Source organism: Klebsiella sp. JN_Kp122 (assembly GCF_040062085.1).
Taxonomy (GTDB): domain Bacteria; phylum Pseudomonadota; class Gammaproteobacteria; order Enterobacterales; family Enterobacteriaceae; genus Klebsiella; species Klebsiella aerogenes.
Window position 1 is genome coordinate 17,566 of record NZ_JBEAHW010000025.1, and the last position, 14,195, is coordinate 31,760.

The following is a 14,195-nucleotide window of genomic DNA, read 5'->3' on the forward strand; positions in this document are numbered from 1 at the left end:
TTATCTGGTTTAAACCAAATGGATTAAACAATGACGAATAACCCATCCACTGTGGAAAATGCGAAAGAGAAACTGGACCTGTGGTTAAAGCAGGGGCTGACGGTATCGGGTGGAAAATTGCCGTCCGAGCGCGAGCTGGGCGAGTTGCTCGGTATCAAGCGTATGACCCTGCGCCAGGCGCTGCTCAGCCTGGAGGCGGAATCAAGAATATTTCGTAAAGACCGTAAAGGCTGGTTTGTCGCCCAGCCGCGTTTTAACTATAGCCCGGAGCTTTCCGCCAGCTTTCAGCGGGCAGCGATTGAACAGGGCAGAGAACCGTCGTGGGGTTTTATCGAAAAGGTACGGACGACGGAGTATCCCGACGTCGCAGAAGCTCTTGTGGCCACCTGTCCTGCGCATGATTTATATCTGATAACCGGCTGGGGGGCATTAGAAGGACATAAAGTTTTTTATCATGAAACGTTTATCAACCCGAATGTTGCGCCGGAGTTTATTACCAGGCTAAAGAACCAATCTTTTTCTTCCGTTTGGGAGAATAATTATCATAAAAATGTTGTTATTAAAAAATTAGCCTTCAGGCCAGTAAGAATGCCCGGCGATGTAAGTAAATTCATTGGCGGCTCTGCTGGTATGCCCGCTATTCTGATAGAAAAACATCGTGCCGATAGTGCAGGTAATATCGTGCAAATAGATCTCGAGTATTGGCGATTTGAGGCTGTGGATCTCTTTATTAACTTGTAGGTATTTTATGCTCACTAAAGATAACGCTGAGAAGATCCTTTCTCGCATTGATAATATTCCTCTTTATCTTCATGCTTATGCATATCACCTGAATATGCGGCTGGAGAGAATTTTACCGGCTGATTTACTGAAAATTGCGAATAGCCATCATTTAAAAGGTGTGAAAATTCATGTCCTCGATGGCGAGCGTTACTCTCTTAGCTGTATGGATAATATGCAATTGGCCGCTTTTGGCGAGCAGGCAAAAGCGTTACGGTTGGATATCCATATAGAAACCAGCGCCTCCGATAAAGAGACCATCGATCAAGCCGTCGCTATCGCATTAAAGACCGGGGCAACCTCCGTTCGTTTTTATCCTCGTTACGAAGGGCCTTTACAAGAAGTTTTAGCAAGAATTACGGCTGATATTCAATATATTAAAGAGACATATAGCCAATCTGGACTTACTTTTACCATTGAACAACATGAAGATTTAAAAAGCGCCGAGTTGGTCAATCTGGTTAAACAAAGCGAGATGCCGTCGCTATCGCTGCTGTTTGATTTTGCCAATATGATCAATGCTAATGAGCGACCGCTTGAGGCGTTGGCAGTGATGTCACCCTATGTCACTCAGGTTCACATTAAAGATGCCTGTATTATTGCGGAAAATGGCGGGCTGGGGCACCGGGCCTGTAACTCAGGTCTGGGTGATATGCCGTTTAAGGCGCTGCTGACTGAGTTAATTTGTCTGGGCCAGGAGCAACCACAGGTGATGGCGTACGGACTGGAAGAAGAAGTTGATTATTACGCGCCACCTTTCCGCTTTGCGACTGAAGGCGATAACCCGTGGATCCCGTGGCGACAAATGAGCGAAACGCCTCTGCCTGATACAACGCAACTTGAAACCCGGCTGGATAAAGAAAAACAGGATGCGATCGCCCAGTTAAATTTTGTCATGGACACTTTACGCGATATAAAAAATGATGCACTGAAAGTTCTTGCACGCTAACTTTTAATTACATTTGGTATTTATGATCGCTATTTTTTAGAATGGCGAAATGTTCCATGTCCTTAAATAAAATGATGTTAAGTCATCAGGGGATCTTATGCTCACAAGAAAGAAATGGGCTATATTTAGCCTGTTAACGCTTTGTGGTGGTACCATTTATAAACTGCCTTCATTAAAAGACGCATTTTATATACCGATGCAGGATTATTTTCATTTGACCAACGGTCAGATTGGTAATGCCATGTCGGTAAACTCAGTAGTGACAACCATCGGTTTTTTCTTGTCAATTTACTTTGCTGATAAACTTCCGCGTCGCTACACCATGTCATTTTCACTGATAGCGACGGGATTATTAGGTATCTATCTGACAACGATGCCTGGCTATTGGGGCATTCTATTTGTCTGGGCATTATTTGGCGTCACCTGCGACATGATGAACTGGCCGGTATTGTTAAAATCGGTGAGTCGGTTAGGGAATAGCGAACAGCAGGGGCGTTTATTTGGCTTCTTCGAAACGGGGCGCGGAATTGTCGATACCGTTATCGCATTTTCCGCATTAGCTATTTTCACCTGGTTTGGCAGTGGCTTACTGGGTTTTAAAGCCGGGATTTGGTTCTATGCCATTATTGTCATTGTTGTAGGCGTCTTGCTGTTTTTCATGCTTAAGCAGAAGGATGAGCCGACGCCCGCCGCGGATGAAGGCACCACCAGGCAACAAACCAGTATCTCTTCGGTGCTGAAAGACAAAACTATCTGGCTGATTGCCTTCAATGTGTTCTTTGTTTACGCCGTTTACTGTGGACTCACCTTCTTTATCCCGTTCCTGAAGAACATCTACATGCTGCCGGTAGCCCTGGTTGGCGCCTACGGCATTATTAACCAGTACTGTTTAAAAATGATCGGTGGTCCAATTGGCGGTTTAATTGCCGATAAGATCCTCAAATCGCCAAGTAAATATCTCTTTTATACCTTCTGTATCAGTACGATGGCTTTAGTCGCGTTAATTCTGTTACCGCACGAAAGTATGCCGGTCTATCTGGGTATGGTGTGTACTCTCGGGTTCGGCGCAATTGTTTTTACGCAACGAGCCGTGTTTTTTGCCCCGATTGGGGAAGCGAAAATCGCTGAAAACCAGACGGGCGCGGCGATGGCGCTGGGGAGCTTCATTGGCTATGCACCGGCGATGTTTTGCTACAGCCTGTACGGCTACATTCTCGATCTCAATCCGGGTCTGGTGGGGTACAAGATAGTCTTTGGCATCATGGCCTGCTTCGCTTGCGCCGGCGCGTTCGTTTCGGTGATGCTGGTTAAACGCATCAACCGCAGAAAGAATATGTTGGAAACCGCATTGGTCTGATTTTAAGGGGTCTGCCATTTCACCAAAGCCGCAGATATGCGGCTTTGGTCGTTTTTGCGTCTGAGATGTCTTGAATCGTTTCCGGTTTGTTCATAGTCAAACCTCTTCTTTCCCGCTACAGTTAATCTTCAACGGCGCGGAAGGAGACAAAAATGCTCTATATCTTTGATTTAGGTAATGTGATTGTCGACATTGACTTCAACCGGGTGCTCGGAACGTGGAGCGATTTGACCCGCATCCCGCTGGCGACGCTAAAGCAAGACTTTGTTATGGGCGATGCCTTCCACCAGCATGAACGCGGTGAGATCAGCGATGAAGAGTTTGCCGCTGCAATGTGTCATGAAATGAACATGCCGCTGAGCTATGAACAGTTTGCCCACGGTTGGCAGGCCGTTTTTGTCGCCTTGCGTCCAGAAGTCACCGACATTATGCAAAAACTTCGCGACCAGGGGCACCGCGTGGTCGTACTCTCGAACACCAACCGATTACATACCACTTTCTGGCCAAGCGAATATCCACAAGTGCGTGCTGCCGCAGATCATGTGTATCTTTCGCAAGAGATGGGGATGCGCAAACCCGAAACGCGTATCTACCAAAGCGTGCTGCAGGCGGAAGGATTTTCGCCGCAAGACGCGGTCTTTTTCGACGATAACGCCGATAATATAGCTGGGGCTAACCAGTTGGGGATCACCAGTATTCTGGTCACGGATAAGGAGACCATCCCCAACTACTTTGCGAAGCAGCTATGCTAAAAAGCGTTCATCAAAAAACCAAATACCATACCAGGCCGCTGGTGGCCTGGCTTAAGCTGCTGTGGCGGCGAATTGAAGAAGACAACATGACGACGTTGGCGGGGAATCTGGCCTACGTGTCTTTACTTGCGCTGGTACCGCTGATCGCCGTGGTTTTTGCCCTGTTTGCCGCCTTTCCGATGTTCTCCGACGTCAGCGTGCAGATCCGCCATTTTATCTTTGCCAACTTCATTCCGGCGACCGGGGATGTCATTCAGGGATATATCGAACAGTTTGTGGCGAACTCCAGCAGGATGACGGCCGTCGGCGCCTTTGGGTTAATTGTCACCTCATTACTGCTGATGTATTCGATTGATAGCGCGCTGAACACCATCTGGCGCAGCAGTCGGACGCGGCCAAAAATCTATTCATTTGCGGTCTATTGGATGATCCTGACTCTCGGGCCGCTGTTGGCCGGCGCCAGTCTGGCAATCAGTTCCTATCTTCTCTCACTACGCTGGGCCAGCGATCTCAATAGCGTCATTGATGATGTACTCCGTATATTCCCGCTAATCTTATCGTGGGCGGCGTTCTGGATGCTTTATAGCATTGTGCCCACCACCCAGGTACGCAATCGCGATGCGGTAATCGGCTCGCTGGTGGCGGCACTGCTTTTTGAAGCCGGTAAAAAGGCTTTTGCTTTATATATCACCATGTTTCCGTCATACCAGCTGATTTATGGCGTGATTGCGGTAGTACCCATTTTGTTTGTCTGGGTTTACTGGACCTGGTGTATCGTCTTGCTTGGCGCTGAAATAACTGTCACTCTCGGTGAATACCGCAAACTCAAAAAAGAAGAAACAGAACAACCATGATTGCATTAATTCAACGCGTATCCCGTGCAAGCGTTACCGTGGAGGGTGAAGTGACGGGTGAAATCGGTCCGGGACTACTGGTGCTGCTGGGCGTCGAGAAAGACGATGACGAACAGAAGGCCAATCGTCTGTGTGAACGAGTGCTCGGCTATCGCATTTTCAGCGATGCCGAAGGCAAAATGAATCTTAATGTCCAGCAGGCGGGCGGCAGCGTGCTGGTAGTTTCGCAGTTTACGCTAGCGGCCGATACCGAGCGCGGCATGCGCCCGAGTTTTTCCAAAGGCGCGGCGCCGGACAGAGCGGAAGCGCTGTATGAATACTTTGTTGAGCGCTGCCGCCAACAAGAGATGAATACTCAGACCGGGAGATTCGCTGCGGATATGCAGGTCTCGCTGGTAAACGATGGTCCCGTGACCTTTTGGTTGCAGGTATGAGTCAGCTTCCGGGCAGGCTGCGGGTAACAAAAGAGAGTACAGCTATGTATCACCTTCGTGTACCGCAAACAGAAGAAGAGTTAGAAAGCTATTATCAGTTCCGCTGGGAGATGTTGCGTAAGCCGCTGCATCAGCCTAAAGGGTCGGAACGCGACGCCTGGGATGCCATGGCGCATCACCAGATGGTCGTCGATGAAGAGGGCAACCTGGTTGCCGTCGGCCGGCTGTATATTAATGCGGAGAATGAAGCCTCGATCCGTTTTATGGCCGTTCATCCTTCCGTTCAGGATAAAGGTTTAGGCACCCTTATGGCGATGACCCTTGAGTCAGTCGCCCGTCAGGAAGGGGTGAAGCGGGTGACCTGTAGCGCCCGTGAAGATGCGATGGAGTTTTTCTCTAAGCTGGGCTTTGTGAACCAGGGGGAAATCACCACGCCGACAACCACGCCGATTCGCCACTTTTTGATGATTAAACCCATTGCTTCACTGGACGACATCCTGCACCGCGGCGACTGGTGCGGCCAACTGCAGCAGGCCTGGTATCAGCACATTCCGCTGAGCGAAAAGATGGGGGTGCGCATTCAGCAGTATACCGGGCAAAAATTTATCACCACCATGCCCGAAGCGGGGAACCAGAATCCGCACCATACGTTATTTGCCGGCAGCCTGTTTTCGCTCGCTACCTTAACCGGCTGGGGGCTAATCTGGTTAATGCTGCGCGAGCGGCACCTTGGCGGCACGATTATCCTTGCCGATGCGCATATCCGTTACAGCAAGCCGATCAGCGGGAGGCCGAATGCCGTGGCCGATTTGGGCTCGCTAAGCGGCGATCTCGATCGCCTGGCGCGCGGACGTAAGGCTCGCGTGCAGCTTCAGGTCGAACTGTTCGGTAACGATAAGCTGGGCGCCGTTTTTGAGGGAACCTATATCGTACTGCCCGCGAAGCCGTTCGGTTCGTATGAAGAGGGCGGGAACGAGGAAGAGTAACCCGCCTCCGGCATTATTATTGGCCTGGCGTTTGCGTACGCCAGGCGATATCGCGCATCGCCTGCTTTGCCGTGAGGCTTATCCCGCCTAACTGAAAGAAACCGTGAATGACGCCCAGATAGCGCTGGCAGGTGCTTTCTATCCCTTGTGCTATTAACCGCCGGTACAGCGCTTCTCCCTCATCGCGCAAAGGATCAAATTCGGCCGTCAGGATATGAACCGGCGGCAGCCCGTTAAAATCTTCGCGCCACAGCGGACTGGCTTCCGGATGGGTAGCGGGTGTGGCCGCTAAATACATTTCGTAGCCGCTAAGCAGCGTATCCCGGGTAATGATGTAATCCTCGCCGTTGCTGGCGTAGCTTGCCATGCTGGCGGTAGCGTCGAGCATAGGATAAATCAGGATAAGCTGCGCAGGTTGCCATACTCCCGCCGTTTTCAGGCGTAGCGCAGTGACCAGGGCGAGGTGGCCGCCGGCGCTGTCGCCGGCCAGCGTGATGCGCGCGGCGTCAACGCCAAGCCGCTGCGCATACCGATAGATAATGTTGGCGCCTCGCTCCGCATCATCGTGCGCCGCCGGAAAAGTGTACTCCGGCGCCAGACGGTACTGCACGGCGATCACCCGGCACCCACTGAGCCAGGCAAGCTGGCGCAATTGGTTGTCATGGGTGGCAAAGTCGCCGCTCACAAAACAGCCGCCATGGTAATACACAATGGTGGGTAGCAAGCCGTTGCTTTTTGGCGGCGAGACGACGCGAAAGGTTATGCCATCGAGCGTGATGTCTTCAACCTGCACACGCGTTTCCGTTGCCCCAGCGAGAACGGCGCTGGCGAGATAGCCGTTTCTCCGGTCATCAATACTCTGTTCTCGTGCTGATGGCCGCCCCGCAGCAATAAACTCCTCAACCAGCGAAGCAATACCTTTTTCCAACGTCATGGCAAGTCCCTTTTACTGGATTAATATCCAGTGTTATAGCCTGGTTTTTGCGAAAAAGATATACCGAATAAAGCCGCGATCGCATTGTGGAAAGCGGCTCGCAAAAGCGTATTTCTCAGCAAAGATCTGCTTCTTCTGTTGAACAATATCTGGAGAAGCAGGATCGGGATAAGGAGAGCATTTCCGGCGTGGTCACGCCGTATGAATGATAACGAGCGACCTGAGTCGCCCGTTATAGGTGCGCAGAACTTACTCCCCTTCGCCGGGGAACATGAACGGGTTAATTGAGCTTCTGGCGAAGCCTTCCTGTTCCATGCGAGCATCGAGTACCAGCGAGGCTAAATCGTCGGCAACGGCTTCGACTTTCGGGTCTTTCTCCTGATACATAATCTTCAGGTAGCTCCCGCAGTCGCCGCAGCTTTCGGCTTTCACCGCCGCCTGCTCGTTATCCAGCGACCAGTAGTGCAGGTCGCGGCTCTGTTCGCAGTTGCTGCATTTTACGCGTACCACATGCCATTCGGTTTCACACAAGTTGCAGTGCAGATAGCGCAGCCCCTGAGTGGTGCCGATTTGCACGATGCTGGAGACCGGCATCGAGCCGCAAACCGGGCAGAACTGGCGATGCTCGCCGTATTCGGCGCGCGCTTTCCCCGGGATCAGGCTGGCCATTTGCGCCCAGTACAGCGACAGCGCGGCCCAGATAAACGGCGCTTTGTCGCTGCTGACCGAGGCGAAATCGGAAGCAAACAGCGCGCTGGCCATCTCTTCCAGTTCCGGCCCGGAGGCTTTTTCCAGGTTCTCGATAACCGACAGCGCCGGGCCGCTCATCTCAGGTTTCAGCTCGGCGATCAGTGAATGCAGCAGCTTGTGCCAGTGTTTATCACGCGGCAATACGTGAATATCCAGCGGCGGCTTGCCCTGATCGTTGGCCTCTTTAATGCGGGCAGTCAGATCCATCTGCAACGGATGGTCGTACAGCACCACTTCCTGCGCATGAGCGATCAGCGCGGCAAAGCGCAGGTAATCGCCCAGCGGGTTGTTGGCGGCCAGCTCGCGCAGGCGCTCTGCGCGGCGGTTATAAAGATTCTTCAGTCTGGGGAACAGTAGCGGCGGAATTGCTTCCGCCGTGCGTTTCTCGCTCGAACCCAGCTCGTCTTGCGGGATTATGCGAATACTCATGCAGTCTATTTTTCCTGTTTCTGGCGGACTTCACGGTACCAGCGCGGGTGATGTTTCTTCGCCCACGTTTTGGTAACCCAGCCTTCCACCATCGCGGTAATGGTGCCTTTCACCCAAAGGGCGGCGTAGATATGCACCATGATAACCACAATTAACGCGACTGCGGCAAAAGAATGCAGCATCAGCGCGAATCGGATCACCGGGATTGAGAATGCAGGCGCAAAGTACGGACGCCAGATGATCACGCCGCTTACCAGCAGCAGCACCAGGAAAATAATCGCCGCCCAGAATACGCATTTCTGGCCGAAGTTATAACGCCCGGTATCGCCTACCTCCTCGTTGACGACGATCTTACGAATATTCTTCGCCCAAAAGATATCATCCCGATTGATTAGGTTGTGATGCCAGTAACGGAAAAACATGATGATAAACGACGCGAACATCACCACCCCGACGAACGGGTGGAGAATACGCGCCAGCTGCGGCGTACCGAGAATATGCATCAGCCAGTTAAACGACGGGAAGAAAAAGCCTAACCCGCTTACCGCCGCCAGAATAAAGCAGAAGGCGGTTATCCAGTGGTTGATGCGTTCCGGCGCCGTGTAGCGCACGATGGTGTCACGTTTTCTCATTTGCGCACCTCGTCTTTCTCTTCATGCAGGTTGTCTTCTTCTTCATCTGCGCGGTTCGGACCGACGCCGACGTAGTGGAAGATACTGGCTGCGAAGGTCGCAGCAAAGCCGACCGCCGCCAGCGGTTTCCAGATACCTTTCCAGAATTTCACCGTTTGGCTGATTTCCGGATTCTCTGGCAGACCGTGGTAGAGATTCGGTTTATCGGCATGGTGCAGCACGTACATCACGTGGGTGCCGCCAACGCCAGCCGGATCGTACAGACCCGCCTTGTCATAACCGCGGGTTTTCAGCTCTGCGACGCGCTCGCCGGCCAGCGTTTTCATATCCTCTTTCGAACCAAAGTGGATAGCGCCGGTCGGGCAGGTTTTCACGCAGGCCGGCTCCTGGCCGACAGTCACGCGGTCTACGCACAGCGTACATTTGTAGACGCGATTGTCTTCCGGGTTCAGGCGCGGTACATCGAACGGGCAACCTGCGATGCAGTAGCCACAGCCGATACACTGCTCAGACTGGAAGTCGACGATGCCGTTAGCGTACTGAATGATCGCGCCTTCTGACGGACAGGCCTTCAGGCAGCCCGGGTCAGCGCAGTGCATGCAGCCATCTTTACGAATAAGCCATTCCAGCTTGTCGTTTTGTTCCACTTCCGAGAAGCGCATGACCGTCCATGACTTGGCGGTCAGGTCCGCCGGGTTGTCATACACCCCGACGTTGCTACCCACTTCGTCACGAAGGTCGTTCCATTCAGAACAGGCCACCTGGCAGGCTTTACAGCCGATGCAGGTGGTAACGTCGATAAGCTTCGCCACTTCCTGCTGGTGGTCCCGCGCCTGAGGCGCGGGAGTGAAACCGTTAGTCGCGGAACGACGAATAATATCTTGCGATTGATAAGCCATAAGTCGTCTCCGTTACACCTTTTCCACGTTCACGAGGAAGGCCTTAAACTCCGGCGTCTGCGTGTTGGCGTCGCCGACAAACGGCGTCAGCGTATTGGCGATAAAGCCTTTTTTCGCCACGCCTTCGTAGCCCCAGTGAATAGGAATACCGATGGTATCCACCTCTTTACCGTGAACCTGCAGCGTACGAATACGCTTGGTCACCACCGCCTTGGCTTTGATATAGCCGCGGTTAGAGGAGACCTTCACGGTATCGCCGTGGCCAATGCCGAGCTTATTCGCCAGTTTTTCGCCGATCTCCACAAACTGTTCCGGCTGCGCGATGGCGTTAAGCAGCGCGTGTTTAGTCCAGTAGTGGAAGTGCTCGGTCAGGCGGTAAGTGGTGCCGACGTACGGGAACTTCTCGGCCTTGCCCATCTGCTCGAGATCGCCTTTAAAGACGCGAGCGGCCGGGTTAGAGACCACGTTTGGATGCAGCGGGTTAGTCCCCAGCGGCGTTTCAAACGGTTCGTAGTGTTCCGGGAACGGCCCTTCAGCCATCTTATCGATAGCGAACAGACGCCCCATCCCTTCAGGCTGCATGATAAACGGACCGACGTCGCTGCCAGGGGCGGCGGCGCTGTAATCCGGAATATCCACTCCGCCCCATTTCGCGCCGTCCCATTTCAGCAACTGACGCTTCGGATCCCACGGTTTACCCTGCGGGTCCGCGGAGGCGCGGTTATACAGAATGCGGCGGTTTAGCGGCCATGCCCAGGCCCAGCCCAGCGTATTGCCGAGGCCTGACGGGTCGGCGTTATCGCGGCGCGCCATCTGGTTGCCTTCCGGCGTCCAGCTACCGGCGAAGATCCAGCAGCCGCTGGAAGTCGTGCCGTCGTCGCGTAGCTGTGCGAAGGAGCTCAACTGCTGCCCTTTCTTAACGATTACCGCGCCGGTTGCCGGATCGATGATATCCGCCAGCGCTTTACCGTTGCTTTCCATCGCCACTTCTTCAGACGCCGGCTCGTGCGGCGTGGAGTAGTTCCACGTCATGTTGAGCACCGGCTCCGGCGTTGGGCCGCCTTCTTCGGCATACATCTTACGCAGGCGGGTGAAGATACCGGCGAGGATTTCACCATCGGTCACGGCGATCCCCGGGGCGTCTGCGCCTTTCCAGTGCCACTGCAGCCAGCGGCCGGAGTTGACGATAGAACCGTTTTCTTCGGCGAAGCAGGTGGACGGCAGGCGGAACACTTCGGTCTGGATTTTCGCCGGATCAACATCGTTGGACTCACCGTGGTTTTGCCAGAAGGTGGACGTTTCGGTGTTGAGCGGGTCGATGGTCACAAGGAACTTCAGCTTCGACAGGGAAGCCACTACCTTGTTTTTGTTCGGGAACGAGGCGACCGGGTTAAAGCCCTGGCAAATATAGCCGTTCACTTTGCCCTGATTCATCATCTCGAAATACTGCAGCACGTCGTAGCTCTTATCCCACTTCGGCAGCCAGTCAAAGCCCCAGCTATTCTCGGCCGTAGCTTTATCGCCGAAGAAGGCTTTCATCATGGAGACGAAGAACTTCGGATAGTTGCCCCAGTAGTTCACCTGATCTTTCAACAGCGGTTTTGGCGTGTTGGCGCTCAGGTAGGTCTGCAGGTCGGCCTGTTTTTCATTAGGCAGCGACATGTAACCCGGCAGGCTGGTTGAGAGCAGGCCGAGGTCGGTCAGACCCTGGATGTTGGAGTGACCGCGCAGGGCATTGACGCCGCCGCCTGCCATCCCCATGTTGCCAAGCAGCAACTGGATCATCGCCATGGTGCGAATGTTCTGCGCGCCGATGGAGTGCTGGGTCCAGCCGAGGGCATACAGGAACGACGCGGTTTTATCGTGCGCGCTGGTTTCTGCAATATATTCGCAAACTTTAAGGAAATCGGCCTTCGGCGTACCACAGATGTTTTCGACCACATCCGGCGTATAGCGGGAAACGTGTTGTTTTAGCAGATTCCAGACGCAGCGTGGATGCTGCAGCGTGGTATCGCGTTTGGCGAAGCCGTTTTCATCCAGTTCATAGTTCCAGCTGGTTTTGTCATACTGGCGTTTTTCGGCATCGTAGCCGCTGAACAGACCATCATCAAAGCTGTAGTCCTCACGCACGATCAGGCTGGCGTTGGTATAGGCTTCGGTGTATTCACGGTTGAATTTTTCGTTATTCAGCAGATACAGGATGACGCCCGACAGGAAGGTTATGTCGGTACCGGAACGAATCGGGGTATAGAAATCAGCCACCGACGCCGTACGCGTAAAGCGCGGATCGATAACGATGAGCTTGGCGCCGTTATGAATTTTGGCTTCCATCGCCCAGCGGAACCCCACCGGATGCGCTTCTGCGGCGTTACCGCCCATCACTACGACCAGGTTGGCGTTTTTAATATCAACCCAGTGGTTGGTCATCGCACCGCGACCAAATGTTGGAGCAAGACTTGCTACCGTTGGTCCGTGTCAGACACGCGCCTGGTTATCCACCGCCAGCATCCCGAGGGCGCGGGTGAATTTCTGCGTTAAATAGCCGGTTTCGTTACTGGAAGCGGAGGCGCACAGCATACCGGTGGTCAGCCAACGGTTAACGGTGGTGCCGGCGCTGTTTTGGGCGATAAAGTTGGCGTCACGGTCTTCTTTCATCAGCTTCGCGATGCGATCGAACGCTTCGTCCCAGCTGATTTGCTGCCATTTATCAGAACCTGGCGCGCGATATTCCGGGAATTTCAGGCGGCTTTCAGAATGGATAAAGTCCACCAGACCGGCCCCTTTCGGGCAGAGCGCACCACGGTTTACCGGATGATCCGGATCGCCTTCGATATGGAAAATGGATGCTTTGGCGTTTTTCGCACCGTCGCCGAGGCTATACATCAATAGCCCGCAGCCAACGGAACAGTACGTACAGGTGTTGCGGGTTTCGCGAGTACGCAGCAGTTTGTACTGCCGGGTTTCCGCGAGCGCAGTAGCCGGGGCAAAGCCCAGCGCTGCTGCCGTCGTGCCTGCCATACCGCCAGCGCAGATCTTAAAGAACTGCCTTCTGCTGACCTGCATGGTTCGCTCCTTGTTTCGACATTGTCACATGTAGTTATTTACTTTGCGGTGAAGGCCGCAAAGGTTCAGAATTGAGTTAATTTCCCTCGGTCCTGGAGGGATATAAAAACAGAATACCACATTGTGTGTATGCCTGTTCCAATACGGTTAAATGAAAGTGAATAAGAACCTTCCTGAACAAATCAAAAATGTGACAGATGTCACAGGTTATCGCCAGGTTACCCTCTGGAAACGTGAGGATTTGCAACATCCTCAGCCAGATGAGGTAGCAGAAGAGGTACCCGTCGCTCTGGTTTATAACGGCATCTCGCACGTCGTCATGATGGCGACGCCACGTGACCTGGAACATTTCGCCGTCGGTTTTTCCCTGTCTGAAGGGATTATACAAAGCCGACAAGAGATCTACGGGATGGACGTGGTACAGGCCTGTAACGGGGTAGAAGTGCAAATCGAACTCTCCAGCCGCCGGTTTATGGGGCTGAAAGAGCGCCGCCGGGCGCTCGCCGGGCGTACAGGCTGTGGAGTATGTGGCGTCGAGCAGCTAAATGATATCGGTAAGCCCGTCGAGCCACTGCCCTTTAGCCAGACCTTTGCGCTCTCTCATCTCGATCGCGCGCTCAAACAGCTAAATGAGGTTCAGCCAATCGGCCGCCTGACCGGCTGTACGCACGCCGCCGCGTGGGTGCGCCCTGACGGCGAACTGGCGGGCGGGCATGAAGATGTAGGCCGTCACGTTGCGCTGGATAAACTGCTGGGTCGCCGTAGTGCAGAAGGAGAGGGCTGGCAGCAGGGCGCAGCCTTAGTCTCCAGCCGCGCCAGTTATGAAATGGTACAGAAGGCCGCGATGTGTGGGGTGGAAATTCTGTTTGCGGTCTCCGCGGCGACGACGCTGGCGGTGGAAGTCGCCGAACGTTGTAATCTGACGCTGGTGGGGTTCTGCAGGCCAGGCAGAGCGACGATTTATACTCATCCGCAGCGTCTTATTGCCGGTTAAATGTTGGTCAGTTTTTTTGAAAGATGACAGCAAATCCTTCCGCTTTTAGTTACGGGATGTGAAGACTATTATTTATCACATCAGGGCACGGTGCCTTATCCAAACAACTAAATGAAAGGGTTTATATCATGAAAAGCATCAAAATTTTTGTCGCTGTTATCGCTCTGGCCGCTTCTTTCGGTTCTTTCGCCGCGCAATCCGTGACCGCCACCGCCTCCACTATGGACGCCGCGGAAGCGAAAATCGCCGCTCAGGCGCAGGCTGCCGGCGCGTCTTCTTACACCATTACCGAAGCGTTTAACGGTAACCGCGTGCATATGACCGCTGAACTGAACAAATAAGTTAGCAACCCACTACCGTCGAAAGAGCGCCTCAGGGCGCT

Annotated in this window: 14 protein-coding genes; 9 read left to right on the forward strand and 5 right to left on the reverse strand. The window is 53.4% G+C overall.

The genetic code is table 11. The features are described from left to right. The first annotated feature begins 30 nt into the window (after positions 1-30). The 7 genes from ABLU78_RS11675 to fabY all read left to right on the forward strand — a co-directional run bounded on the left by ABLU78_RS11675 (position 31) and on the right by fabY (position 6,112). The gene (locus tag ABLU78_RS11675) at positions 31-741 is read left to right on the forward strand and encodes a GntR family transcriptional regulator (protein ID WP_020077565.1); all 711 of its coding nucleotides are present in this window, start codon (positions 31-33) and stop codon (positions 739-741) included. Positions 742-748: 7 nt separating this feature from the next. After that, positions 749-1,729: a TIM barrel protein gene (locus tag ABLU78_RS11680; protein WP_047064456.1), complete on the forward strand. Its 981-nt coding sequence runs from the start codon at positions 749-751 to the stop codon at positions 1,727-1,729. 97 nt (positions 1,730-1,826) lie between these two features. Beyond that, positions 1,827-3,086, forward strand: coding sequence for an MFS transporter (locus ABLU78_RS11685; protein ID WP_047045480.1), 1,260 nt, complete (start codon positions 1,827-1,829; stop codon positions 3,084-3,086). Between the two features lie 152 nt (positions 3,087-3,238). After that, complete coding sequence (yihX, locus tag ABLU78_RS11690; protein WP_015368969.1) at positions 3,239-3,838, forward strand: glucose-1-phosphatase; 600 nt, start codon at positions 3,239-3,241, stop codon at positions 3,836-3,838. Beyond that, positions 3,832-4,692 (forward strand): virulence factor BrkB family protein, encoded by an 861-nt coding sequence (locus tag ABLU78_RS11695; RefSeq protein WP_015368968.1) that lies wholly within the window; start codon positions 3,832-3,834, stop codon positions 4,690-4,692. The genes yihX and ABLU78_RS11695 overlap by 7 nt, the downstream gene beginning before the upstream one ends. Continuing rightward, positions 4,689-5,126 carry a D-aminoacyl-tRNA deacylase gene (gene dtd / locus ABLU78_RS11700; RefSeq protein ID WP_015368967.1) on the forward strand — a complete coding sequence of 146 codons (438 nt, stop codon included), beginning with the start codon at positions 4,689-4,691 and terminating at the stop codon, positions 5,124-5,126. Before ABLU78_RS11695 ends, dtd begins: the two co-directional genes overlap by 4 nt. Before the next feature lie 44 nt (positions 5,127-5,170). Next, positions 5,171-6,112, forward strand: a complete 942-nt coding sequence (gene fabY / locus ABLU78_RS11705; RefSeq protein ID WP_015368966.1) for a fatty acid biosynthesis protein FabY — start codon at positions 5,171-5,173, stop codon at positions 6,110-6,112. 16 nt (positions 6,113-6,128) lie between these two features. On the opposite strand, the gene ABLU78_RS11710 is transcribed toward fabY, so the two are convergent. From ABLU78_RS11710 to fdnG, 5 genes are all read right to left on the reverse strand, one after another. Then, positions 6,129-7,046, reverse strand: coding sequence for an alpha/beta hydrolase (locus ABLU78_RS11710; protein ID WP_048230170.1), 918 nt, complete (start codon positions 7,044-7,046; stop codon positions 6,129-6,131). Positions 7,047-7,295: 249 nt separating this feature from the next. After that, positions 7,296-8,225: a formate dehydrogenase accessory protein FdhE gene (gene fdhE, locus ABLU78_RS11715; protein ID WP_015368963.1), complete on the reverse strand. Its 930-nt coding sequence runs from the start codon at positions 8,223-8,225 to the stop codon at positions 7,296-7,298. A gap of 5 nt (positions 8,226-8,230) precedes the next feature. Next, on the reverse strand, positions 8,231-8,857 hold the full coding sequence (fdoI, locus tag ABLU78_RS11720) for a formate dehydrogenase cytochrome b556 subunit (RefSeq protein WP_015368962.1): 627 nt from the start codon (positions 8,855-8,857) through the stop codon (positions 8,231-8,233). Continuing rightward, complete coding sequence (gene fdxH, locus ABLU78_RS11725) at positions 8,854-9,756, reverse strand: formate dehydrogenase subunit beta (RefSeq protein ID WP_032712975.1); 903 nt, start codon at positions 9,754-9,756, stop codon at positions 8,854-8,856. Before fdxH ends, fdoI begins: the two co-directional genes overlap by 4 nt. A gap of 12 nt (positions 9,757-9,768) precedes the next feature. Further along, positions 9,769-12,819, reverse strand: a complete 3,051-nt coding sequence (gene fdnG / locus ABLU78_RS11730) for a formate dehydrogenase-N subunit alpha (RefSeq protein ID WP_086538089.1) — start codon at positions 12,817-12,819, stop codon at positions 9,769-9,771. A gap of 157 nt (positions 12,820-12,976) precedes the next feature. Here fdnG and fdhD point away from each other — a divergent pair, with 157 nt between their 5' ends. Both fdhD and ABLU78_RS11740 read left to right on the forward strand, forming a co-directional pair. Continuing rightward, the gene (gene fdhD, locus ABLU78_RS11735; protein WP_026612185.1) at positions 12,977-13,813 is read left to right on the forward strand and encodes a formate dehydrogenase accessory sulfurtransferase FdhD; all 837 of its coding nucleotides are present in this window, start codon (positions 12,977-12,979) and stop codon (positions 13,811-13,813) included. A gap of 128 nt (positions 13,814-13,941) precedes the next feature. Further along, a complete protein-coding gene (locus tag ABLU78_RS11740) occupies positions 13,942-14,154 on the forward strand; it encodes a YdgH/BhsA/McbA-like domain containing protein (RefSeq protein ID WP_047066320.1) in 213 nt (70 codons plus the stop codon). Positions 14,155-14,195: the final 41 nt, after the last annotated feature.

Excerpts from the sequence above, each read along its gene's own strand:
- ABLU78_RS11675 (WP_020077565.1), top strand. The coding sequence starts at position 31 with ATGACGAATAACCCATCCACTGTGGAAAATGCGAAAGAGAAACTGGAC.
- ABLU78_RS11680 (WP_047064456.1), top strand. The coding sequence starts at position 749 with ATGCTCACTAAAGATAACGCTGAGAAGATCCTTTCTCGCATTGATAAT.
- ABLU78_RS11685 (WP_047045480.1), top strand. The coding sequence starts at position 1,827 with ATGCTCACAAGAAAGAAATGGGCTATATTTAGCCTGTTAACGCTTTGT.
- yihX (WP_015368969.1), top strand. The coding sequence starts at position 3,239 with ATGCTCTATATCTTTGATTTAGGTAATGTGATTGTCGACATTGACTTC.
- ABLU78_RS11695 (WP_015368968.1), top strand. The coding sequence starts at position 3,832 with ATGCTAAAAAGCGTTCATCAAAAAACCAAATACCATACCAGGCCGCTG.
- dtd (WP_015368967.1), top strand. The coding sequence starts at position 4,689 with ATGATTGCATTAATTCAACGCGTATCCCGTGCAAGCGTTACCGTGGAG.
- fabY (WP_015368966.1), top strand. The coding sequence starts at position 5,171 with ATGTATCACCTTCGTGTACCGCAAACAGAAGAAGAGTTAGAAAGCTAT.
- ABLU78_RS11710 (WP_048230170.1), bottom strand. The coding sequence starts at position 7,046 with ATGACGTTGGAAAAAGGTATTGCTTCGCTGGTTGAGGAGTTTATTGCT.
- fdhE (WP_015368963.1), bottom strand. The coding sequence starts at position 8,225 with ATGAGTATTCGCATAATCCCGCAAGACGAGCTGGGTTCGAGCGAGAAA.
- fdoI (WP_015368962.1), bottom strand. The coding sequence starts at position 8,857 with ATGAGAAAACGTGACACCATCGTGCGCTACACGGCGCCGGAACGCATC.
- fdxH (WP_032712975.1), bottom strand. The coding sequence starts at position 9,756 with ATGGCTTATCAATCGCAAGATATTATTCGTCGTTCCGCGACTAACGGT.
- ABLU78_RS11740 (WP_047066320.1), top strand. The coding sequence starts at position 13,942 with ATGAAAAGCATCAAAATTTTTGTCGCTGTTATCGCTCTGGCCGCTTCT.